The sequence below is a fragment of the Mesorhizobium sp. NPDC059025 genome (assembly GCF_042739655.1).
In the GTDB taxonomy this organism is placed as follows: Bacteria; Pseudomonadota; Alphaproteobacteria; order Rhizobiales; family Rhizobiaceae; genus Mesorhizobium.
In genome coordinates, this window is the sequence record NZ_JBHYIM010000005.1 from 179332 (window position 1) to 203218 (window position 23887).

At 64.2% G+C, this 23887-nt stretch carries 11 protein-coding genes; 9 read left to right on the forward strand and 2 right to left on the reverse strand.

Going from position 1 to position 23887, the window contains the following annotated elements; all coding sequences use genetic code 11:
- Positions 1-337: 337 nt before the first annotated feature.
- Complete coding sequence (locus ACFWYE_RS14455; protein ID WP_379112205.1) at positions 338-778, reverse strand: MucR family transcriptional regulator; 441 nt, start codon at positions 776-778, stop codon at positions 338-340.
- Positions 779-1439: 661 nt separating this feature from the next.
- Here ACFWYE_RS14455 and ACFWYE_RS14460 point away from each other — a divergent pair.
- Positions 1440-11279, forward strand: coding sequence for a hypothetical protein (locus ACFWYE_RS14460; protein WP_379112207.1), 9840 nt, complete (start codon positions 1440-1442; stop codon positions 11277-11279).
- Complete coding sequence (locus ACFWYE_RS14465) at positions 11276-15208, forward strand: TonB-dependent receptor (protein WP_379112208.1); 3933 nt, start codon at positions 11276-11278, stop codon at positions 15206-15208. Before ACFWYE_RS14460 ends, ACFWYE_RS14465 begins: the two co-directional genes overlap by 4 nt.
- 131 nt (positions 15209-15339) lie before the next feature.
- On the opposite strand, the gene ACFWYE_RS14470 is transcribed toward ACFWYE_RS14465, so the two are convergent.
- Positions 15340-16659, reverse strand: coding sequence for an MFS transporter (locus ACFWYE_RS14470; RefSeq protein WP_379112210.1), 1320 nt, complete (start codon positions 16657-16659; stop codon positions 15340-15342).
- 250 nt (positions 16660-16909) lie between these two features.
- Between ACFWYE_RS14470 and cyoA the strand changes: the two genes are divergently transcribed.
- The 7 genes from cyoA to ACFWYE_RS14505 are packed head-to-tail and all read left to right on the forward strand — an operon-like array spanning position 16910 to position 23863.
- The gene (gene cyoA / locus ACFWYE_RS14475) at positions 16910-18127 is read left to right on the forward strand and encodes a ubiquinol oxidase subunit II (protein WP_379112211.1); all 1218 of its coding nucleotides are present in this window, start codon (positions 16910-16912) and stop codon (positions 18125-18127) included.
- 3 nt (positions 18128-18130) lie between these two features.
- Positions 18131-20137, forward strand: coding sequence for a cytochrome o ubiquinol oxidase subunit I (cyoB, locus tag ACFWYE_RS14480; RefSeq protein ID WP_379112213.1), 2007 nt, complete (start codon positions 18131-18133; stop codon positions 20135-20137).
- Complete coding sequence (cyoC, locus tag ACFWYE_RS14485; RefSeq protein ID WP_379112215.1) at positions 20134-20766, forward strand: cytochrome o ubiquinol oxidase subunit III; 633 nt, start codon at positions 20134-20136, stop codon at positions 20764-20766. Before cyoB ends, cyoC begins: the two co-directional genes overlap by 4 nt.
- Positions 20763-21176 carry a cytochrome o ubiquinol oxidase subunit IV gene (gene cyoD, locus ACFWYE_RS14490; protein WP_379112217.1) on the forward strand — a complete coding sequence of 138 codons (414 nt, stop codon included), beginning with the start codon at positions 20763-20765 and terminating at the stop codon, positions 21174-21176. The genes cyoC and cyoD overlap by 4 nt, the downstream gene beginning before the upstream one ends.
- Positions 21173-21985, forward strand: a complete 813-nt coding sequence (locus ACFWYE_RS14495) for an SURF1 family protein (RefSeq protein ID WP_379112219.1) — start codon at positions 21173-21175, stop codon at positions 21983-21985. Before cyoD ends, ACFWYE_RS14495 begins: the two co-directional genes overlap by 4 nt.
- Positions 21982-23340 (forward strand): ATP-binding protein, encoded by a 1359-nt coding sequence (locus ACFWYE_RS14500; protein WP_379064112.1) that lies wholly within the window; start codon positions 21982-21984, stop codon positions 23338-23340. Before ACFWYE_RS14495 ends, ACFWYE_RS14500 begins: the two co-directional genes overlap by 4 nt.
- Positions 23330-23863 (forward strand): response regulator transcription factor, encoded by a 534-nt coding sequence (locus tag ACFWYE_RS14505; RefSeq protein WP_379064110.1) that lies wholly within the window; start codon positions 23330-23332, stop codon positions 23861-23863. The genes ACFWYE_RS14500 and ACFWYE_RS14505 overlap by 11 nt, the downstream gene beginning before the upstream one ends.
- Positions 23864-23887: the final 24 nt, after the last annotated feature.

Below are 23887 nucleotides of genomic sequence, written 5' to 3' on the forward strand. Positions count from 1 at the left end.
GAAGACAGTTTTCAATCTTCTGCGCAGCCTCCGGCAGAGGCCCTACGCAACCAGCGGTTCACTGCAGCCAGTTTACCCGTCCGCCGCAACTTCGACAATCGACCGTTCTCCGCTCCGGTTCCGGTCTCCGACATCCGCGAGAGGCAGCCATCAACATGCGCCGCGCTTCCTTCGAGCTGCTGCGTCGCCGATTTCACCGCTTCTGGAAAGTGAACACTATTTTGCGTCGGGACTGATGCCGGCGAATGCGGCATGCCGCTATCCGGCACGATACGCGGGAAGATCACAAATCCGGCGGCGGGATGGGGATTTTCGTATCCCGCCGGGATCGCGCGGCTCAGCCCTTGGCCTTGCCCCGCCCGCGCTTGGTGCCGGGCTTCCTGCCAAGCCCTAGCTTCTTGGCCAGTTCCGAGCGCTTGGCGGCATAAGCCGGCGCGACCATCGGGTAGTCGACCGGAAGTCCCCATTTGGCCCGGTATTCCTCCGGGGTGAGACCGAGCTTGCCGAGATGGCGCTTCAGCGTGCGGTACTGCTGGCCGTCCTCGAGGCTGATCAGATAATCGTGGGTGAGCGATTTCCGGATCGAAATTGCCGGTTTCTGAGGTTCCGGCGCGACCTCCGCCTGGGTCTGTCCCAGCCTGCCGATGCTGTCTGCCACGCTGGCGATGACGCCAGGCAAATCGGATACCGGAACCGGATTCTTGGTGACATATGCACCCACGATCGCTGCGGTAAGTTCGGTTACCAGATCGTTGGAAACCTTGTTGTCTTCGGCCATGATTGTCCCCTTGCTGCCCACCACTTGCCTAGCCGAGAAACGGAAACTCCGAAAGCTGAAACATTAATTCAAAAGGGAAATAATCCCCTTTTGCGCGGCTTTGAGCCAATTGTGCCGGCTGTGCGAAGCATCCGCTGCTCTCAGCCCGATGCCGGAGACTTCAATCGGGCAGGTATGCTCAAGCGCAGCTGCCGGCGGATATTGCGAAGTGCCTTGCGTGTGCAGCCATCCCCGGAAAAATGAACCCGGAGATCAAACGGCTGGCCGACAGCATGAAACGGCTCCGAACGTCCATGACAGATGGGATGCGAAAACCGGGCAAGCACGGCGCCATCCCGTCCGCCGCGGGCTTCCCTTTCGGCGTTTGTCACAAGAGATCGGGTCGCAAGGCCCTGTGATGCAACCTTTTGTTGCTGGAATGCAACAACGGTCCGCCTTTGGTTGCACGGGTTGCGAGATTGGATTGTAAAATGGATTCGTTTTATACAAACGTCCAATAATGAGTATTTCGATTCGAATATTAGTGCAGTTGAATAGTAAAATCATTCAATATTAGAGTCTCGTCATATTAGTCTTAAATTTCTTTTGGGCCTGCGGAGGTGCGCTTCCGCGGGGAGGATTTCTATTCACTTTTTCTAATATACAAGGTCGGGGGAAGTATTTGGAATTTTGGCGCGAGCGGATCGATTTCCCGGAACTGGGTGGGGTCGCCCATAGGGCATCTCCAGAACACTTCTGCGAAAAGCGGGCGGCTTCCCGCGCCGTTTCCTGGTTCCTCGCGCTGATCGCCGTCCTGATGTTCGTTGTGCCTTCGCAGGCGCAGGTACAGCGCAGCTTCATCAACCAAGGCTTCGAACAGCCCGTTCTCGTTCCTTCCAATGCGGCGAACGGATGTTATGTCCAGGTCACGGACGGCACGGTTCCCGGCTGGTCGACGACACATCCAAACGTACAGGGCAGCGGCAACTGCACCTCGCCTTCGGCGGCCTCCGGCGCGTTGATCGAGCTGTGGCGCGCGCCGTTCAACGGCGTGACGGCAGCCGAGGGCAGCCAGTTCGCCGAACTGAACGCCGAGCGCGCCTCGCGCCTCTACCAGACGGTCTGCCTCGTCGCCGGTGAGCAGTTCGCCTACCGTTTCAGCCACCGCTCGCGCTCGGGCGGCAATGAAGTTGCCGACTTCAACATCGCGCCGACAGCCAATGGCACGCGAACGCAGATCGTGAGGTCAACTGTCTCGGGGTCCGCCTGGGCAAACCGGACAGGCACCTACACGTTCCCCGGCCCATCCGGGGTCCAGACGCTGGGTTTCGAAGCCATCGGCGGCACGACTGCCGGCAATTTCCTCGACAACATCCAGATAACGCTGACGCCTTATCTTGAATTCGTGCCCGGCAACAGTTCGGGCCTGGAAAGCATTGCCACAGCCAACCTGCCCGCGCTGCGCGTGGCCGGCCTTTTGAGCGCACCGACGTCCGTCGAGATCCAGATCACCGGCGGTACTGCCACGCTTGGCACCGACTACACCACGCCATCCGGGACAAACACATTCACGGTCACCATTCCAGCCGGCAACTATGATGGCACCCAGCCGATCGCCACGGGCATGGCCATCATCAACGACACGCTGATCGAGCCCGACGAAACGATCCAGCTGACGATCACGCCGAATCCGGCAAGCTACACGATCGCCAGCACGCAATCCTGCGGCGCCACGCCCTCCGCCACCGGCACCTACACCATCATCGACGACGATGCCCGCATCACGGTGCAGAAGACGCTGGCCGGTCCGCGCGTGGCGGCGAGCGATCAGTTCGCCCTTTCGATCGCCGGTACCAACGGTCCCGTCAACGTCAACACGACGGGAGCCGGCACGACGGTCAACGGTCAGGCGCAGCTTTCAAACATCGCCGTCAACACCAACTATACCATTTCAGAAGCGATGGCGGCCGGCAGCGCCAGCCCGCAGAGCAGCTATGCACCGACCCTGACATGCAGCAACGCCAAGGCGGGCTCGCCCACGGTGTTGCCCGGCGGCGCGGTGCGGACAGGCACGATAAGGCCCATTGCCGGCGACGACATCACCTGCGTCTTCAACAATGCGCCGCGAAACCCGGCCATCACCATCGCCAAGAGCGCGGGCGCGATCGCCGATACCAATGGCAGCGGCGCTCAGGATGCCGGCGACCGGGTCCCCTACACGTTCACGGTCACCAACAGCGGCAACACGACGCTGACCAATGTCCGGATCAACGACGCCAAGCTGGACGCCGCCGCCGTCTGCAGCCCGACGACATTGGCGCCCGGCGCGGTTGCGACCTGCACCGGCACTCACACCCTGACGCAGGCCGAGGTCACGGCCGGCCAGGTGGTGAACACCGCGACGGCGACCGGGTCGCCGCCGGAAGGCGGATCCGACGTCACCAGCCCGCCGGCCACCGCCACCGTGCCGATAACCCAGGCGCCGAAGCTGACCATCACCAAGAGCGCCGGCCCGATCGTCGATGCCAACGGTTCAGGTCGCCAGGATGCCGGCGACAAGATCACCTATACATTCACCGTCAAGAACACCGGCAACGTGCCGTTGACCGGGGTCAATGTCGATGACGCGCGCATCGGTGTCACCGATCTAGCCGTTTCGCCTGCCACGCTGGCGCCCGGCGCCACGGGAACGGCAAGTGTCACCTATACGCTGATCCAGTCCGATATCGATTCCGGCACCGTCAACAACAGCGCCACCGCCAGCGGCCGGCCGCCAAGCGGCGGCGAGGTGACCAGCCCGCCATCCACGACGACCACGCCGATCACCGGCGCGACCTCGATCGTGCTCACCAAGACGGCCAGCGCGATCAACGATCTCGACGGCAACGGGCCGGACGAAGGCGACACCATTTCCTACACCTTCACGGTGAAGAACACCGGCACCGTCACGCTCAACCCGGTGACGGTCAACGATCCGTTGCTCGGCGGCGCCATAACCTGTCCGGTCGCACCGCTGGCTGCGGGCGCTACCGCGTCCTGCGGCGCCGCCGTCACCTATACGCTGACCCAGGCCGACATCAACGCCGGCCAGGTCGTCAACACCGCGACCGCGACAGGCACGCCTCCGTCCGGCCCGCCGGTAACCAATTCCTCCAGCACGACGACACCGATCGCCCAGACGCGGCAGTTGACCGTGACCAAGACGGCGAGCCTCGCCGATACCGTCGTCGTCAACGGTACCGCCGACGCCGGCGAGGTGATCACCTATGGCGTTTCCGTCAAGAACACCGGCAATGTCACCGTCACCGCCCTGACCGTCACGGACAGCCTGGACAGCGCCCCGGCGACGACGCTCAGCTGCTCGCCGCAGACACTGGCGCCAGGCGCAACCGCGACCTGCACGGCCTATACCCACACCGTCACCCAGGCGGAGATCGACCAGCAGGCCGCACTGCGCAATGTCGTCACCGCGGCCGGCAACACGTCGGCCGGGCGTGTCACCGGCACCGACACTAAGACCGTGCCGCCGACGCGCCGTTCGCCGGGCGTCTCGATCACCAAGACGGTCGACAGGAACACGATATCGGCGCCGGGGACGCTGAACTACACCATCGTCGTCAGGAACACCGGCAACACCACGCTGACCGGCGTGAACGTGACCGACACGCTGCCGAACGGCGACCCGGCGACTTTGCCATTGCCCAATGAGAGCGTCACGACCAACGGTGTGCTCGATGTCGGCGAAAGCTGGACCTACACCCTTGCCTATCCCGTCGACCAGGCAACGATCGACAACCCGGCCAACACCACGCTGACCAACAGGGCCTCGGTCACCACCACCCAGACACCGACGCCGGCAAGCAGCCGGGCCGATACCCAGATCGTCCGCAACGCCGCCTTCACGACCAAGAAGACCGTTGACAAGGCGACGATTTCGGCACCCGGCACGCTGACCTACGCCATCGTGCTGACCAACACCGGCAACGTCTCGCTGACCGGCGTCACCCCCACGGACACGCTGCCGAACGGCGACCCGGCGGTGCTGCCGGCACCCACCGAGAGCATCTCCGCCAACAACGTGCTCAATGTCGGCGAAACCTGGACCTATGTCTTCACCTACGCCGTCGACCAGGCCGCCATCGAAACTGGCGGCACGCTGGTCAACACCGTCCAGGTCACGACCACGCAGACGCCGTCGCCACAGGATTCGGCAACGACGACCATCACCCAGTTCCATTCGCTGGCTGTCGAGAAGAAGGTCGACAAGGCCTCGGTCAGCGCACCCGGCCTGTTGAACTACACGATCACCGTGAAGAACACCGGCAATGTCGCGCTGAGCAATGTGACGCCGGTCGACACGCTGCCGAACGGCACGACCGTCACGCTCGCCAACCCGACCGGAGACGTCAACGGCGACGGCAAGCTCGATGTCGGCGAAACCTGGACCTACACGACGACCTACAGCGTGACGCAGGCCGAGATCGAGGCCGGCACCAGCCGGGTCAATTCCGTTTCGGTGACGAGTGCCGAGACACCGACGCCCAAGACGGCCGACGCGACCACGACCATCAGCCAGGCGCCGTCCATGACGGTTGCCAAGACCGTCGATACAACGGCCATCTCCGCACCGGCGACGTTGAACTACACGATCACGGTGAAGAACACCGGCAACGTCTCGCTGGGCAATGTCACCCCGACCGACACGCTGCCCAACGGCACGACGGTGACGCTTGCCAATCCGAGCGGAGACGCCAACAACAACGGCAGGCTCGATATCGGCGAGACCTGGACCTACACGACGACCTATGCCGTCGACCAGGCGCAGATCAATGCCGGCACGGATCGCGTCAATTCCGTTACGGTGACGGCAAATCCGCCAAGCGGACCGGCGCTGTCGGGCAGTTCCTCGGCGACGACGACGATCACGACGACCCCGAAGCTGACCATCGCCAAGCGTGTCGACAAGGCGACGATTTCGGCGCCCGGCACGCTCACCTACACCATCGAAGTGCGCAACACCGGCAACGTGTCGCTGACCGGTGTCAGCGTCACCGACACGCTGGCGCCTGGCGCCCGTCCGATCAATGTCGGCTCGCCAAGCGAAAGCATTTCGAACAACGGCGTGCTCGACGTCGGTGAGACCTGGACCTACACGGCGACCTTCGCCGTCGCCCAGTCCGATATCGACGCAGGCACCAGTCTGGTGAACACCGCTTCGGTCACCAGCACGCAGACGCCGACCCCGGTCGATGCGTCGGCGACAACGACCATCAGCCAGGCGGCTTCGATGCATGTCGAGAAGGTGGTCGATCTCCACTCGATCGCCGCACCCGGCACGCTGACCTACACCATCACGGTCGAGAACACCGGCAACGTCTCGTTGAGCAACGTCACCCCGGTCGACACGCTGCCGAACGGCACCACCGTCACGCTCGCCAACCCGGGCGGAGACACCAACGGCAACGGCAGGCTCGATGTCGGCGAGACATGGACCTACACGACGACCTATGCCGTCGACCAGGCGCAGATCAATGCCGGCACCGACCGCGTCAATTCCGTCACCGTCACGGCCGACCCGCCGAGCGGCGGCGCTGTCTCGAAGACGGACACCGCCACGACGACGATCGCCACGGCGCCGAGGCTGACCGTGGACAAGCGTGTCGACAAGACCGTGATCTCGGCACCCGGCACGCTGACCTACACCATCGAAGTACACAATGCCGGCAACGTGTCGCTGACCGGTGTCAGCGTCACCGACACGCTGGCGCCTGGCGCACGGCCGATCAATCCCGGCTCGCCGGTCGAGAGCGTATCGAACAACGGCGTGCTCGACGTCGGCGAGACCTGGACCTACACGGCGACCTTCGCCGTCGGCCAGGCCGACATCGACGCCGGCACCAGCCTGGTCAACACCGCTTCGGTCACCAGCACGCAGACGCCGACCCCGGTCGACGCCTCGGCGACCACGACCATCAGCCAGGCAGCCTCGATGGAAGTGGTGAAGACCGTCAATCCGACGGCCATCACCGGACCGGCGACGCTGACCTACACGATCACCGTGAAGAACACCGGCAACGTCTCGCTTGGCAATGTCAACCCGACCGACACGCTGCCAAACGGCACGACGGTGACGCTCGCCAATCCGGGCGGAGACGCCAACAACAACGGCAGGCTCGATGTCGGCGAGACCTGGACCTACACGACGACCTATGCCGTCGACCAGGCGCAGATCGATGCCGGCACCGACCGCGTCAACGCCGTCACGGTCACGGCAAATCCTCCGAGCGGACCGGCGCTGTCGGGCAGTTCCTCGGCCACGACGACGATCACCAAGACCCCGAAGCTGACCGTTGCCAAGCGCGTCGACAAGACATCGATTTCGGCACCCGGCACGCTGACCTACACCATCGAGGTGCGCAATGCCGGCAATGTTTCGCTGACCGGTGTCAGCGTCACCGACACGCTGGCGCCCGGCGCCCGTCCGATCAACCCCGGCTCGCCGGTCGAGAGCGTGTCGAACAACAACGTGCTCGATGTCGGCGAAACCTGGACCTACACGGCGACCTTCGATGTCCTCCAGGCCGACATCGAGGCCGGCACCAGCCTGGTGAACACCGCTTCGGTCACCAGCACGCAGACACCGACCCCGGTCGACGCGTCGGCGACGACGACCATCAGCCAGGCACCGGCCATGCTGGTCAAGAAGGCGGTCGACCGCCAGTCGATTTCCGCACCCGGCACGCTGGCCTACACCATCACGGTCGAGAACACCGGCAACGTCTCGCTTGGCAATGTCAACCCGGTCGACACGCTGCCGAACGGCACGACGGTCACGCTTGCCAATCCGGGCGGAGACACCAACGGCAACGGCAGGCTCGATACCGGTGAGGTCTGGACCTACACGACGACCTATGCCGTTGACCAGGCACAGATCGATGCCGGCACCGACCGCATCAATTCGGTCACGGTCACGGCAAATCCGCCAAGCGGGCCGGCGCTGTCGGGCAGTTCCTCGGCGACGACGACGATCACGTCGGCACCGAAGCTGACCATCGCCAAGCGTGTCGACAAGACCTCGATTTCGGCACCCGGCACGCTGACCTACACCATCGACGTGCACAATACCGGCAACGTGTCGCTGACCGGTGTCAGCGTCACCGACACGCTGGCGCCCGGTGCCCGGCCGATCAATGTCGGTTCGCCAAGCGAGAGCATTTCGACCAACAACGTGCTCGACGTCGGCGAGACCTGGACCTACACGGCGACCTTCGCTGTCAGCCAGGCCGACGTCGAGGCCGGCACCAGCCTGGTGAACACCGCTTCGGTAACCAGCACGCAGACGCCGACCCCGGTCGATGCATCGGCGACCACGACCATCAGCCAGGCGCCGGCCATGCAGGTCAAGAAGGAGGTCGACCGTCAGGCGGTCACCGGGCCGGCGACGCTGACCTACACGATCACGGTCGAGAACACCGGCAATGTCTCGCTGAGCAATGTCAACCCGGTCGACACGCTGCCGAACGGCACCACCGTCACGCTCGCCAATCCGAGCGGTGACACCAACGGCAACGGCAAGCTCGATATAGACGAGATCTGGACCTACACGACGACCTATGCCGTCGACCAGGCACAGATCAATGCAGGCACCGACCGCGTCAATTCCGTCACCATCACGGCAAATCCGCCAAGCGGCGCCCCTGTCTCGAAAACCGATACGGCCACGACGACAATCTCGCGCACGCCCGGCCTAAAGCTGGTCAAATCCGCCACCTCCGGCAATGGCTACACCGCTGTCGGCAATGTCGTCACCTACAGCTATCTCGTCACCAACAGCGGCAACACCACCATCACCAGCCCGATCAGTGTCGCCGACGACAAGATCGCCGCACCGAACACGGTCAGCTGCCCCGCGCTTCCGGCCGGCGGGCTGGACCCGGACAAGACGCTTACCTGTACCGCCAGCTACACCATCACCCAGGCCGACCTCAACGCGGGCAAGGTGACCAACACCGCGACCGCCACCGATGGCACAACCACTTCGCCGCCTTCCACGGTGACGGTGACCGCGGTGCAGTCGCCGGCCCTGACGCTGGTCAAGAACGTGACCGCCGGCGACCCCTATGCTGCGGTCAACGACGTGGTCACCTACAGCTACGTCGTCACCAACAGCGGCAATGTCACCATCACCGAACCGATCTCGGTCGACGACAACAAGATCACGCCTGTCAGCTGTCCGGCCCTGCCGGCCGGTGGGCTGGAGCCCACCAGGACGCTGACCTGCACGGCCAGCTATACGGTCACCCAGGCGGACCTCAACGCCGGGTCGGTGACCAACACCGCGACCGCCACCGACGGCGCAACCACCTCCTCGCCGGCCTCGAAGACGGTGAATGCCACGCAGCGGCCGACGCTTACCCTGGTCAAGACCGCGACCGTGCAGGACACCAACGGCAACGGGCGAACGGATGTGGGTGACACCATCGTCTACGCCTTCCGTGTCGAGAACACCGGCAATGTCGTGCTGCGCAACGTCAAGGTCACCGACACCCTGGTGGATATCGTGCTCACCGGCGGCCCGATCGCGACGCTGCAGCCGGCGGCCGTGGACACGACCACGTTCAAGGCAACCTATCTGATCAAGCAGGCGGACCTCGACAATGGTTCTGTCGTCAACCAGGCGACCGCCAGTGGTGCGTCCCCGGCTGGCGGCGCCGTGGACAGTCCGCCCAGCGCCGTGACCACGCCGCTGGTGTCGGCCGCGAGCCTGACGTTCAAGAAGACCGCCGGCAAGATCATCGACGTCAATGGCAATGGCCGCACCGATCCCGGTGACACGGTAACCTACGACTTTGCTGTCACCAACACCGGCACCGTCACCTTGACGAACCTGAAGATCGACGATGCCCGCATCGGCGTCGCCGGGCTCGCGGTGACGCCGGCGACGCTTGCGCCGAACGCCGCCGGCACCGCCACGGCCACCTATGCGCTGACACAGGCCGATATCGACAGCGGTCGCGTCGTCAACCAGGCGACGGCGACGGGCACGCCGCCGAGCGGACCTCCGGTGACCGCTACCTCCGATGACCCGACATTGCCCGGCGACAGCGACCCCACCGTCGTGCCGATCGACAGCAAGCCGGCGTTGGCGCTGAAGAAAACGGCGGATGCGCTGCGCGACGACAATGGTGACGGCGTGGTCGGTGGCGAGGGCGACAAGATCACCTACCGCTACGAGGTGACCAACACCGGCAGCGCGACGCTGCGTGATGTCGCGCCGCTGGACGATGGCCCGACTTTCAACGGAAAGCCGGCCGCCAACAAGCTTTCGAGCTTCTCGCCGGCAAGCGTCGCCGTGCTGACCCCTGGTGCCGTGGCAACGTTCAGCGCTACCTATGTGCTGGGTACCGCCGACGTCGATTCCGCGGCCGGCATAGCAGACGGCGTGAAGAACACCGCCACGGGCGAAGCCTACGCCAATGGCGACCGCACCTCCGGCACGCGCATCGTCTCGCCGGCCAGCACCGCCCTGGTGGCGCTGCCGACCGGCAAACCCGGAACGCTGACGCTGGTCAAGCAGGCCGGGATCAGGCAGATCCGCATCGGCGAGAAGGCGCCGTTCGTCATCTCCGCCACCAACAACGAAGCCCGCAATGTCGGGCCGGTGACGATCGTCGACACCATTCCCGTCGGCTTCCGTTTCGTGGTCGGCTCCGCCTCCATCGACGGCACCGCGGTGACCCCAGAGGTCTCCGGCCGTCAGGTCATCTTCAGGAACATCAACTTCGGCCCGAATGCCAAGGTGCAGATCCGCCTGCAGATGCTGGCGCTGAACACCGCTGGCCCGGGCCGGCACACCAACCGGGCACTGGCGACGGACGAACGCGGCACGCCGCTGTCGGATGAAGCTTCGGCGTGGGTCGAGATCGTCGCCGAGCCGGTGTTCGATTGCGGCGACATCATCGGCAAGATCTTCGACGACAAGAATGGCAACGGCTACCAGGACGAGGGCGAACCCGGCCTGCCCGGCGTGCGCGTGGTGACCGTCAGGGGACTCCTGATCACCACCGATCAATACGGGCGCTTCCATGTCGCCTGCGCCGACCTGCCGGACAAGCGCATCGGCTCCAACTTCATCATGAAGCTCGACGAACGCACCTTGCCCAGCGGCTATCGGCTGACGACCGAGAATCCGCGCGTGGTGCGCCTGACCGCCGGCAAGATGACGAAGCTCAACTTCGGCGCCCGCATCGGCCGGGTGGTGCGCCTCGACCTGAAGGACGAGGCGTTCCAGCGCGGTTCCACGGCACTCGATCCGAAATGGCGGAAAGGGCTCGATCAGCTGATCGCCGTCCTGGCCAGGGAGCAGTCGGTGCTGCGCCTGAGCTACATCGAACCGGGTGCCGACGAGCAGCTCGCCCGCAGCCGCGTCCAGCAACTGGAGAAGGAGATTTCGCAACGCTGGTCGGCCGTCGACGGCCGCTACAGGCTCGAAATCGAAACACGCATAGAGACCGGCCGATGAAAGCAGCCCGCTACCCCCACATCCAGTCCGGGCTGCGCAAGGCTGGCATCGATGCCGCCACGCGTGCTGGCTTCCTGCTGGCCAGCTGTGCCTTCGTCATGCCGGCAGGTATTGGTAGCGCGCTTGCCCAGGGTGCCTGCCTGGAACGCGGATGCGAACCCGCCATCCGCGGCAAGGTGCTGGATGACAGCTCCAGCGAAACGGTGGCGCCCGGCAGCAACACCGAGACCGAGAAGCCTGGCGAGCAGGGCAATATCCCCTTCTCGATCAGCGTCGATGGAGAGCAGGTCGACCGCAGTCCTGGTCAGGAGAACCGGGAAGCCAGCCCCCGTTCAGACAAGGACAATCGCAAGGGACCGCGGCCAAAACCGTCCGGCAAGTCGGTGGACGCCCAGCGAAAGGCCGATCTCGGCCTCAACGCCGTCGACATCCAGGTCAAGTATGACGGGCTGGAGAGCCGTCCGACCCTCAACATCTCCACCACGCCGATCCGCCGCGTCTACAAGGCAGGCGAGCGCATCGATTTCCTGGCCACCGCCAACTATCCGGCTTTCATCGAGCGTTCGGAAATCCGCATCTATCGCACGAACAAGCGGGAAGGGGAGCCGGCGCTGGCGGTGCTCCCTGTCGCCATCAACGGCGAGGGAAACTGGGTCATGCCGGATGAGCGCGACCCCGACACCGGCAAGGAAGTCGGCTATTTCTACGTGTTGCGTGTCTATGACGCGCAGGGCCGCTACGACGAGACGGTGCCGCTGACCATCGCGCGAACCGATGCCGACCTGAAGCCGGTGGCGCCGCGCGAGGCGACGGCACCCGGCATGGGCGAGGATCGCACGGCGCTGCGCAACATCCCGATCCGCGGTGGCGCCGTCACCGTGTTCGGCCGCAACGTGCCGTCCGGCCACCAGGTGGTGGCGCTGGGCGAGACGATACCGGTCGACCCGAACCAGGCCTTCGTCGTGCAGCGCATCCTGCCGCCCGGCGAGCATGACGTCGATGTCGCCGTGCGTGGTGGTGCCAAGACCGGAGCGCTGAATTTCAGCCGCCAGATCAACATCCCCAACAATGACTGGTTCTATGTCGCGCTCGCCGACCTGACCGTCGGCAAACGCTCCGGCGATCCCCAGATCGAGGACGTACGGCCGGGCGAATACGACAAGGTCTATACCAACGGACGGCTGGCCTTCTACCTGAAGGGCAAGATCCAGGGCAAATATCTGCTCACCGCCGCCGGCGACACCGGCAACGACAAGTTCGAGAACATGTTCAAGGGGCTGGATTCGAAGGATCCGCGCCAGTTGCTGCGCCGTCTCGACCCCGATGATTACTATCCCGTCTATGGCGACGATTCGACCGCCATCGAGGACGCTCCGACCAAGGGCAAGTTCTATGTCCGCCTGCAGCGCGGCGACAGCCATGTCATGTGGGGCAACTACAAGACGAGCATCACCGGCACGGAATTCATCCGTTCCGAGCGCGGCCTCTACGGCGCCAACGCGGTCTACCGCTCGGAAGAGACGACCACCTTCGGCGAGCGCAGGACCGAAGCCACCGTCTATGCCGCGCAGCCCGACACGCTGCCGCAGCGCGACGAATTCCTGGGCAGCGGCTCCTTCTACTGGATGAAGCACCAGGACATCACCATCGGCTCGGAAACCATCACGCTCGAGATCCGTGATGCGGTGACCGGCCGGGTGGTGGAGCGGCGCAACCTGCGCTACGGCGACGACTACTCGTTCGACTACATGCAGGGCACGCTGCTGCTGACGCGGCCGATCTTCTCCACGACCGGCTCCAGCGATCCCGTGCGCGACGGGACTCTGGGCGGCAACAAGGTCTACATCATCTCCCAGTACGAATACACGCCGGCCGTCGGCGAGGTCGACGGCTATGTCTATGGCGGACGTGGCCAGCACTGGATCAACGACAAGGTCCGCGTCGGCGTGACCGGCATGGACGAGAACACCGGCGAGGCCCACCAGCGCGCCTATGGCGCCGACATCAAGCTGCGCCAGTCGGACCGCACCTTCCTCGAGGCTGAGGTTGCCCACTCCAGGGGACCGGGTTTCGGCACCTCGCGCTCGGTCGACGGCGGTCTCTCCATCGAGGACATTCCCACCACCGGATCGCGGGACCACTCCGCGATGGCCTGGCGCATGCGCGGCCAGGCGGCGGTGGACGAGCTGTTCGGCGGCGGCCCGAAAGGCGTCGTCGGCGGCTATTTCGAAAAGAAGGACGATGGCTTCTCGACGCTGTCCACGCAGGTGGATGGCAACGAGCGCAGCTGGGGCGCGTTCGCCGATGTCGCCGTCAACAAGGATGTCGGTGTCAAGGTCACCTATGACGACTACCGGGTCGACGATTACAATCGCTATGTCGCACCGCTTTCGGGCATCGATGATCCAGCGTTGAGGACACGTTCCAAGCGCAAGGGCGAAGGCGTGCTGAGCTGGCAGTGGGACGAATACTGGAAGGTTTCGTTCGGCGTCACCTATACCGAACTGTCGGATCCGCTCCGAGCCCGGGGATCGGGCTTCCGTTCCGGCTACAATGGCGACAGGGTCGATGGCGGCGTGCGCGTCGAATACCGGCCCGACAGCGACCAGCTGTACTATGCCTTCGGCCAGGGAACGATCAGCCGCTCCGGCGACATCGACCGCAACGACCGCTTCGGCGTCGGCACCGAATACAAGCTGACCGAGAAGATCGGCCTCAACGGCGAGATTTCCTACGGCACCGGCGGTGTCGGCGGCCTGGCCGCCATCACATACAACCCCACCGCCGACGACCAGTATTACATCGGCTACAGGCTCGACCCCACCCGCGCCTTCGATCTCGATCGCAACTATGACCTGATCGGCAGCGACAGCGGCCAGATCGTCGGCGGCGTCAAGCGCAAGATCAACGACACCTTGTCGGCATTCTCTGAAGACAGCTACGACATGTTCGGCAGCCGGCGTTCGCTGAACCAGACCTATGGCGTCATCTACACGCCCGACGCGATGTGGACCGTCAACGCCTCCTTCGAGGCAGGCCGGGTCGAGGATGACGGGATCTATGCCGTGCTCGACCAGAACGGCAAGGAGACTGGCCAGTACCAGCGGCGCGACAGTTTCAACCGCAGGGCGGTGTCGATGTCGCTCGGCTACAATGACGAGGAAGCGGGCATCACCGGCCGCGTGCGCGGCGAGGCCCGCTTCGACAGTTCCAGCACCGGCCGCGGCGACGTCAACACCTATCTCTTCGCTGCCGGCCTGTCGTGGAAGACGGACCCGAACTGGCGCGTGCTCGCCAATCTGGAGGGTGTCTGGTCGGCATCCGGCAATTGCGACGCCAGCATCATCGCCAACAACTGCATCAACTCCTTCCGCGATGGCGACTATGTCGAGGCATCGCTCGGCTACGCCTACCGTCCCGTCGACAACGACCGGCTGAACGCGCTGTTCAAGTACACCTGGCTTTATGACCTGCCCGGAAACGATCAGGTCAGCGCCGTCACGGGCGACCGTTTCGGGCCCTTGCAGCGCAGCCACATAATGTCGGCGGACTTCACCTACGATCTCGTGCCGTGGCTTTCGATCGGCGGCAAATACGGTTTCCGCATCGGCGACGTGCGTTATCGCGAGCGTGTCAGCGGCAACGACGTGGCCATCGATCAGGGCTGGCAACGGTCATCGGCGCATCTCGGCATCGTGCGCGCCGACCTGCACATCGTGAAGCAATGGGATGCGCTGGTCGAGGCGCGCGCCCTGGCGATGCCTGAGGCCGACACGGTCGACTACGGCGCACTCGTCGCGCTCTATCGTCATGCCGGGGAGAACTTCAAGGTCGGCGTGGGCTACAATTTCGGCCGGTTCTCCGACGATCTTCGCGACCTCACGCTCGACGACAGGGGCGTGTTCCTCAACGTCGTCGGCAAGTTCTGAGGCGGTCAGACGAAACCTGGACAATCCCGGTAGGGTGAGGACAGGAGGCAAGGCTCGCCTTGCCTGATTGCCCGCCTCGGCCGCCCGATCTTGCGCATGTCGTTCCTAGCAGGATCGCAGCGCGGCAGGTGTCAGTCGGCCGGGCTTTTCTCCTGCCAGCCGCGGTCGATCGCCTGTCCGGCGATCCACAGTGCGACAAGCGTGCAGATCGCGCCGGAGAGCAGATAGGCGCCGGCCGATATCAGGCCGAAATTGGCTGACAGCAGCAAGGCCGCCAGCGGCGCGAAGCCGGCGCCGAACATCCAGGCGAGGTCGGACGTGATGGCTGAGCCGGTATAGCGGTAGCGACGCGAGAAACGCGAAGCCACCACGCCGGAGGACTGGCCGAAGGAGAGGCCGAGCAGGATGAAGCCCAGCACCATGAAGGCGATCTCGCCCGCGGTGCCGCCGTCGAGAAGCTGCGGCGCGAAGCCGCTGAAGGCGGCGATCGCGATGGCCGTGCTGAACAGCAGCGAGCGCCGGCCGATGCGGTCCGCGATCAGGCCGGACGCGACGATCGCCAGCAGGCCGAACACCGCGCTGCCCGCCTCGATCAGCAGGAAGCGCCCTGGACCTTCCTTGGTGAACAGGAACACCCACGACAGTGGAAACACCGTCACCATGTGGAAGAGGGCAAAGCTCGCCAGCGGTATGAACGCGCCGATGCCGACGACGCGGCCTTCGGCCTTGATCGTCTCGCGGACACGTGTTGGCTGGAGTTCGCCGCTCTCGAACAGGCGCGCGAATTCCGGCGTCACCACAAGGCGCAGCCTGGCGAACAGCGCAACGACATTGATGGCGAAAGCGACGAAGAACGGATAGCGCCAGCCCCAGCCGAAGAAGTCCTCGGCCGACAGGTTGACGACGAAGAAGGCAAACAGCGTGCTGGCCACGATCAGCCCGATCGGGGCACCGAGCTGCGGCACCATTGCATAGAGGCCGCGCCGGTTCTCAGGCGCATTGAGCGACAAAAGCGACGGCAAACCGTCCCAGGTGCCGCCCCAGGCGATGCCCTGGCCGATGCGCGCCAGCGCCAGCAGCCAGGCCGAGGCCGCACCGATGGTGGCATATCCCGGCAGGAAAGCGATGGCCACGGTCGAGGTGCCGAGCAGCAGCAACGCGATCGTGAGCTTGGCGCTGCGGCCATAGCGGCGGTCGACAGCCATGAACAGGATCGTTCCGAGAGGCCTGGTCAGGAAGGCGAGCGCGAAGATGGCGAAGGAGTAGGCGGTGGCCGTCAGCGGATCGGTGTTGGGGAACACCAGCTTCGGGAACACGATCACCGAGGCGATCGCATAGACGAAGAAGTCGAAGAACTCCGACGTCCTGCCGATGACGACGCCGACGGCGATGTCGCCGGGATTGACGTCGTGGTGGTCGCCGTGCGCGTCGGCTTGTGTGGCTTCAGTCATTCCAGCGGTGCCGTCCCAGTGCAGAAGCATGATCCCGAACCGAAGGTCCGCAAAGCAAAAAGTTGCAGACTTTCCGGAAGAGGATCATGCGGCAAAAAACAAGGCCGCGGAGACATACCGCGATGCACCTAAAATCTTGATGCATCGCACTCTCCAGGGGGATTGGACAAATTGTCCAATGTCGGTGCCGTGTCCGGCTCGGCTACTCCATCATCTATCTTGCAGTGCACAATGACGGGCGGACGCTTTCATGTCCACACATTGGTTCTCTTCACATAGACTCGGGCGCAGGCTCGCCAGTCTGCTGATCCTGCCGCTGGCGGCGATTCTCAGCGGCTGCGATTTCGTGGTGCTGGCGCCTGCCGGCGACATTGCTGCGCAGCAGCGCGATCTGCTCGTGGTGTCCACGCTGCTGATGCTGATCATCATCGTGCCGGTGATGGTGCTGATCGTGCTCTTTGCCTGGCGCTATCGGCAGTCCAATGCGTCGGCCACCTACGCGCCCGACTGGGACCATTCCACCAAGCTGGAACTCGTCATCTGGGCGGCTCCGCTGCTCATCATCATCTGCCTTGGCGCGCTGACCTGGCTCGGCACGCACCTGCTCGATCCCTACCGCCGCCTCGACCGCATCGCGCCCGGACAGCCGGTGACCGAAGAACACAGGCCGCTCAGGGTCGAGGTCGTGTCGCTCGACTGGAAATGGCTCTTCATCTACCCCGAATACGGCGTTGCCGCGGTCAACGAGATGGCGGCACCGGTCGGCAGGCCGATCGATTTCCGCATCACTTCGTCCGGCGTGATGAACTCCTTCTACATCCCGGCGCTCGCCGGCATGATCTATTCCATGCCCGGCATGGAGACCAAGCTGCACGCGGTGATCAACCACGAAGGCACCTACAAGGGGTTCTCGGCGAACTACAGCGGCGCCGGCTTTTCCGGCATGCGCTTCGATTTCCATGGCCAGTCGGAGACTGGTTTCGAACAGTGGGTGGCGAAGGCCAAGGCCGCCGGCCAGACGCTGGACCGGGCGCACTACCTGGAGCTGGAAAGGCCGAGCGAGAACGAGCCGGTGCGCCGCTACGGCGCGGTCGATCCCAACCTCTACCAGGCCATCCTCAACATGTGCGTCGAAACAGGCAAGATGTGCATGAACGAGATGATGTCGATCAACGCCAAGGGCGGGCTTGGCCTCGAAGGCGCCTATAACACCTTGCCGCTCGAATACGACAAGTTCGCCCGTCGCGGTTCGATCCTCGGTCCGCGGCCATCCTACGTCGCCACCATCTGCACGGCCGAGGAAGCCGAAGCCGCGTTCCGCGCGGCGCGCGCCGCCGGCGACGACGCCATCGGTCCCAAGGACCATTCTCCGCTCCGCGGTGCCGGCATGCTCCGGCCGTGGATGCGCCCCGAACTGCCCGGCGCGATGTCGCAAATCGACGTCCCCGCTCTTTCTTCAAGGCTCTGACGCATGGCTGTCCCGCAAAACGTGGAAACCACTTTCCTTTTCGGACGTCTGACCTGGGAAGCATTCCCGCTGCACGAACCGATCGTCGTCGCGACCTTCGCGGTCGTGGCGCTGGGCGGCGTGGCGTTGCTTGCCACGCTCACCTGGTTCCGGCTCTGGGGCTATCTGTGGCGGGAGTGGTTCACCTCCGTCGACCACAAGAAGATCGGCATCATGTACATGGTGCTGGGCATCGTCATGCTGCTGCGCGGCTTTGCCGACGCCATCATGATGCGCCTGCAGCAGGCGATGGCCTTCAACGGTTCCGAGGGCTACCTCAACGCCCATCACTACGACCAGATCTTCACCGCCCACGGCGTCATCATGATCTTCTTCGTGGCGATGCCGCTGGTCACCGGCCTGATGAACTATGTCGTGCCGCTGCAGATCGGCGCACGCGACGTGTCGTTTCCGTTCCTCAACAATTTCAGCTTCTGGATGACGGTCGGCGGCGCGGTTCTGGTGATGGCTTCGCTGTTCGTCGGCGAGTTCGCGCAGACCGGCTGGCTCGCCTATCCGCCGCTCTCCAACATCGGCTACAGTCCGTGGGTCGGCGTCGACTATTACATATGGGGATTGCAGGTCGCCGGCGTCGGCACGACCCTGTCGGGCATCAACCTGGTGTGCACCATCGTCAAGATGCGCGCACCCGGCATGTCGCTGATGAAGATGCCGGTCTTCACCTGGACCTCGCTCTGCACCAACGTGCTGATCGTCGCCTCCTTCCCGGTGCTGACGGCGGTGCTGGCGCTGCTCTCGCTCGACCGCTACGTCGGCACCAACTTCTTCACCAACGACTTCGGCGGCAACCCGATGATGTATGTGAACCTCATCTGGATATGGGGTCACCCGGAAGTCTACATCCTCATCCTGCCGCTGTTCGGCGTTTTCTCGGAAGTGACATCGACCTTCTCCGGCAAGAGGCTGTTCGGCTACACCTCGATGGTCTACGCCACCGTCGTCATCACCGTCCTGTCCTATCTCGTGTGGCTGCACCACTTCTTCACCATGGGCTCGGGCGCCAGCGTCAATTCCTTCTTCGGCATCACCACGATGATCATCTCGATCCCGACGGGCGCCAAGATATTCAACTGGCTCTTCACCATGTATCGCGGCCGCATCCGCTTCGACCTGCCGATGATGTGGACCGTGGCCTTCATGCTGACCTTCACGGTCGGCGGCATGACCGGCGTGCTGCTGGCGGTTCCACCGGCCGACTTCGTGCTGCACAACAGCCTGTTCCTGATCGCGCATTTCCACAACGTCATCATCGGCGGCGTGCTGTTCGGCCTGTTCGCCGGCATCGCCTACTGGTGGCCGAAAGCGTTCGGCTTCAAGCTCGACCCGTTCTGGGGCAAGGTGTCGTTCTGGTGCTGGGTGGTCGGCTTCTGGCTCGCCTTCATGCCGCTCTACATCCTCGGCCTGATGGGCGTCACCCGCCGCATGCGCGTGTTCGACGATCCGTCGCTGCAGATCTGGTTCATCATCGCCGGTCTGGGTGCTGCCCTGATCGCGGTCGGCATTGCCGCCATGCTGCTGCAGTTCTTCGTCTCGATCATGCGGCGCGAAAAGCTCGCCGACGACACCGGAGATCCCTGGGATGGCCGCACGCTCGAATGGTCGACCTCGTCGCCGCCGCCGGCCTACAATTTCGCCTTCACGCCGGTCGTGCATGACAACGATGCCTGGTGGGACATGAAGAAGCGCGGCTACAGCCGGCCGCTCTCCGGCTATCGCCCGATCCACATGCCGAAGAACACCGGCACCGGCGTCATCCTGGCAGGGATCAGCACCGTCGTCGGCTTCGCCCTGATCTGGTACATCTGGTGGCTGGCGGCGGTGGGCTTCTTTGCCCTGCTGGTCGTCGCCATCGGCCACACCTTCAACTACCACCGCGACTTCCATATTCCGGCCGAGGAAGTCACGCGCGCGGAAGAGGCGAGAACCCAGCTCCTGGCGGTGCGGTCGTGAGCGCCGTCGCGGTGACGGCCGCCGAAAAAGCCGTTCCGACCTTCTATGTGAAGGATGAGCACGACCACGCCGAGGGCGGCAGCACCATGCTCGGCTTCTGGATCTACCTGATGAGCGACTGCCTCATCTTCGCGATCCTGTTTGCGGTCTATGGCGTGCTCGGCACCAATTATGCCGCCGGCCCGGCACCGAAGGACCTGTTTGACCTGTCGCTGGTGGCGGTCAACACGACGATGCTGTTGCTGTCGTCCATCACCTATGGTTTCGCCATGCTGGCGATGGAGAAGAACCGCGTCGCGGCCACGCAGGTATGGCTCGGCGTGACGGGCCTGTTCGGCCTCGCCTTCCTCGGCATCGAACTCTACGAATTCGCCCATATGATCCATGAAGGGGCGACGCCGCAGCGCAGCGGCTTCCTGTCGGCCTTCTTCACCCTGGTCGGCACGCACGGGCTGCACGTCACCTTCGGCATCATCTGGCTGGTGACGCTGATGATCCAGGTCGGCCAGCAAGGCCTGATCGCGGCCAACCGCCGCCGCCTGATGTGCCTGTCGATGTTCTGGCACTTCCTCGACGTGATCTGGATCGGCGTCTTCACCTTCGTCTACCTGATGGGAATGCTGCGATGAGCGCGCACCACGATACCGCCGCCGCCCATGACAAGCATGACGCCCACAGCGCGCATGCCCACGATACGCATGACGACGGCCATGGCCATGCCTCGCTGAAGGGTTACCTGACCGGCTTCGTCCTGTCCGTCATCCTGACGGCGATCCCGTTCTGGCTGGTCATGACCGGCGCGATCGAGAACAAGCAGGCCGCCGCCATCGTCATCATGGTCTTCGCGGTCGTGCAGATCGTCGTGCACATGATCTACTTCCTGCACATGAACTCGTCGTCGGAAGGCGGCTGGTCAATGCTGGCGATGATGTTCACCATCATCGTGGTGGTGATCGTGCTGACCGGGTCGCTGTGGGTGATGTATCATCTCAACACGAACATGATGCCTGGGCTGCACGAAATGAGCGAGATGCCGTGAGCGCCGGCGAGGGCGCAGGGGGAACCGACGTCGGCGAAAACAGCAACGGATCGAGAGAAGCGGGGGAGCTTCGCCCCCGGCGCTCACCCGTGATCCGTTTCGTGCCCCTTGCGCTTTCGCTGCTTTGCATCGCCACCCTGATCGGCCTCGGCATCTGGCAGGTCGAGCGGCGGGCATGGAAGCTGGACCTCATCGCCCGTGTCGAACAGCGCATCCATGCTCCGGCGGTTGCGATGCCGGGGCCTTCCGAGTGGAGCGGGGTCACCGCGCAAAGCCATGAATATCTGCGGGTGCGCCTGAATGGCTCCTTTCTCAATGATCGCGAGACGTTCACGCAGGCGGTGACGGCTTTAGGCGGTGGCTTCTGGGTGATGACGCCGTTCCGGACCGACGAAGGCTCCATCGTCCTGGTCAATCGCGGTTTCGTGCCGCCTGATCGCAAGGCTGCTGCCACACGGCAGGCCGGCCTCGTCGAAGGCGCCACCACCGTCACCGGCCTGTTGCGCATCAGCGAGCCGGGTGGCGGTTTTCTGCGCGAGAACGATCCGGCCCATGATCGCTGGTATTCACGCGACGCCGCTGCCATAGCTGCCGCGCGCGGCCTTGCCGGTGCCGCCCCCTTCTTCGTGGACGCGGATGCGATCGCCGATGATGCCTGGCCGCGCGGCGGCCTGACGGTGATCAGCTTCCGCAACAGCCATCTCGTCTATGCGCTGACATGGTTCGGCCTCGCCGCCATGCTTTCGGCTGCATTGGGCTTTGTCCTGTTGCGCGGCCGGCATCACGCCGCCGATGGGAAGCGCCGATGACCTTGACGCCGCCGCCACGCTGGAAGACACACGCCTCGACCGGGTCCGCGACAAGCGGAAACGTTCTGGGGAGGACGATCATTTTCAATCCGGATGCCACCAACAGGAAGAACCTTCTTCTGTTGATCCAGCTGCGCTGGCTTGCCGTAGCGGGACAGGTGATCACGATCGCGGCGATCGAATGGGGGTTCGGCATCGACCTGCCACTGCCGGAAATGGCCGCCGTCGTGCTTTCGCTGGTCGGCCTCAACCTGGCCAGCCTGCTGTTCCTGCGCATGGCAAGACCCGTGTCGAACGGCGTCCTGTTCGCGTCGCTGCTGCTCGACATGACAGCGCTGACGGCGCAGCTCTACCTCAGCGGCGGCGCTTCCAATCCTTTTGTCTCGCTGTATCTGCTGCAGATCACGCTTGGCGCGGTGTTGCTGGCACCCTGGTCGACATGGGTGCTCGTCGCTGCAGCCTCGCTCTGCTTCGTGCTTCTGACGATGGTGTTCCTGCCGATCGAGATGTCGCATCACGGCGGCGATCTCCTCGACCTGCACATTCGCGGCATGTTCGTCTGCTTCATCCTGGCGGCGGGGCTGATCGTGCTGTTCATGACACGCATCAACCGCAACCTGCGCGAACGCGACGCCTATCTGGCGGACCTGCGCCAGCAGTCGGCCGAGGAGGACCACATCGTTCGCATGGGCCTGCTGGCTTCGGGCGCCGCGCATGAACTCGGCACCCCGCTCTCCACGATCTCCGTGCTGCTCGGCGACTGGCGCCATTCCGACATCATCGCGCGGCATCCGGAACTGCTTGGCGATGTCGACGAGATGCAGGCCCAGCTCGACCGCTGCAAGCGCATCGTCTCCGGCATATTGATGTCGTCCGGCCAGGCACGCGGCGAGGGCAGCGTCCACACCACGGCGCGCGGCTTTCTCGACGGGCTGGTCGCCGAGTGGCGCGATCACAGGTCGCCGGCGCAGCTCGACTACGACAACGAGTTCGAACCGGATGAGCCGATCGTGTCCGATGCGGCACTCAAGCAGGTCATCTTCAACGTGCTGGACAACGCGCTCGAGGCATCGCCGCAATGGGTGGGCGTCACCGCCAGGCGGCAGGGGCAGGCCCTGGTGCTGATGGTCCGCGATCACGGCAAAGGGTTCGACAAGGAGATACTCGCGGCGCTCGGAAAGCCCTATATGTCGAGCAAGGGGCGCGAGGGTGGAGGGCTCGGGTTGTTCCTGGTCGTCAACGTGATCAGGAAGCTCGGCGGAACCGTTACCGCGCGCAACACCGGGCGAGGCGCCTGCGTGACGCTGACATTGCCTCTCGATGCCCTGGCGGCAGGAGATGAAAATGGCATCTGACCGTTCGCTCGTGATCGTCGAAGACGACGCTGCTTTCGCGCGCACGTTGGCACGCTCTTTCGAGAAACGCGGCTACCATGTCGATGTCTGCGACAGCGTCCAGGCTCTCACCGACTTTCTCGAACAGGGCACGCCGGAATTCGCGGTTGTGGACCTGAAACTCGGCACCGGCTCGGGCCTCGAATGCGTCAAGGCGCTGCACGGACGCGACCCGTCGATCCGCATCGTCGTGCTCACCGGCTTCGCCAGCATCGCCACGGCCGTCGAGGCGATCAAGCTCGGCGCCAGCCACTATCTCGCCAAGCCCGCCAACACCGACGACATCGAGGCCGCCTTCGGCAGGACCGAGGGCGATGTCGACGTGCCGCTGTCGCAGCGCCCGACCTCGATCAAGAACCTCGAATGGGAACGCATCCACGAGACGCTGGTCGAGACCGACTTCAACATTTCCGAGACGGCGCGCCGGCTCGGAATGCACCGCCGCACATTGGCACGGAAGCTGGAGAAGCGGCCGCTGAAGTGAACGGCCGAGGCTTTCTCGGATGAT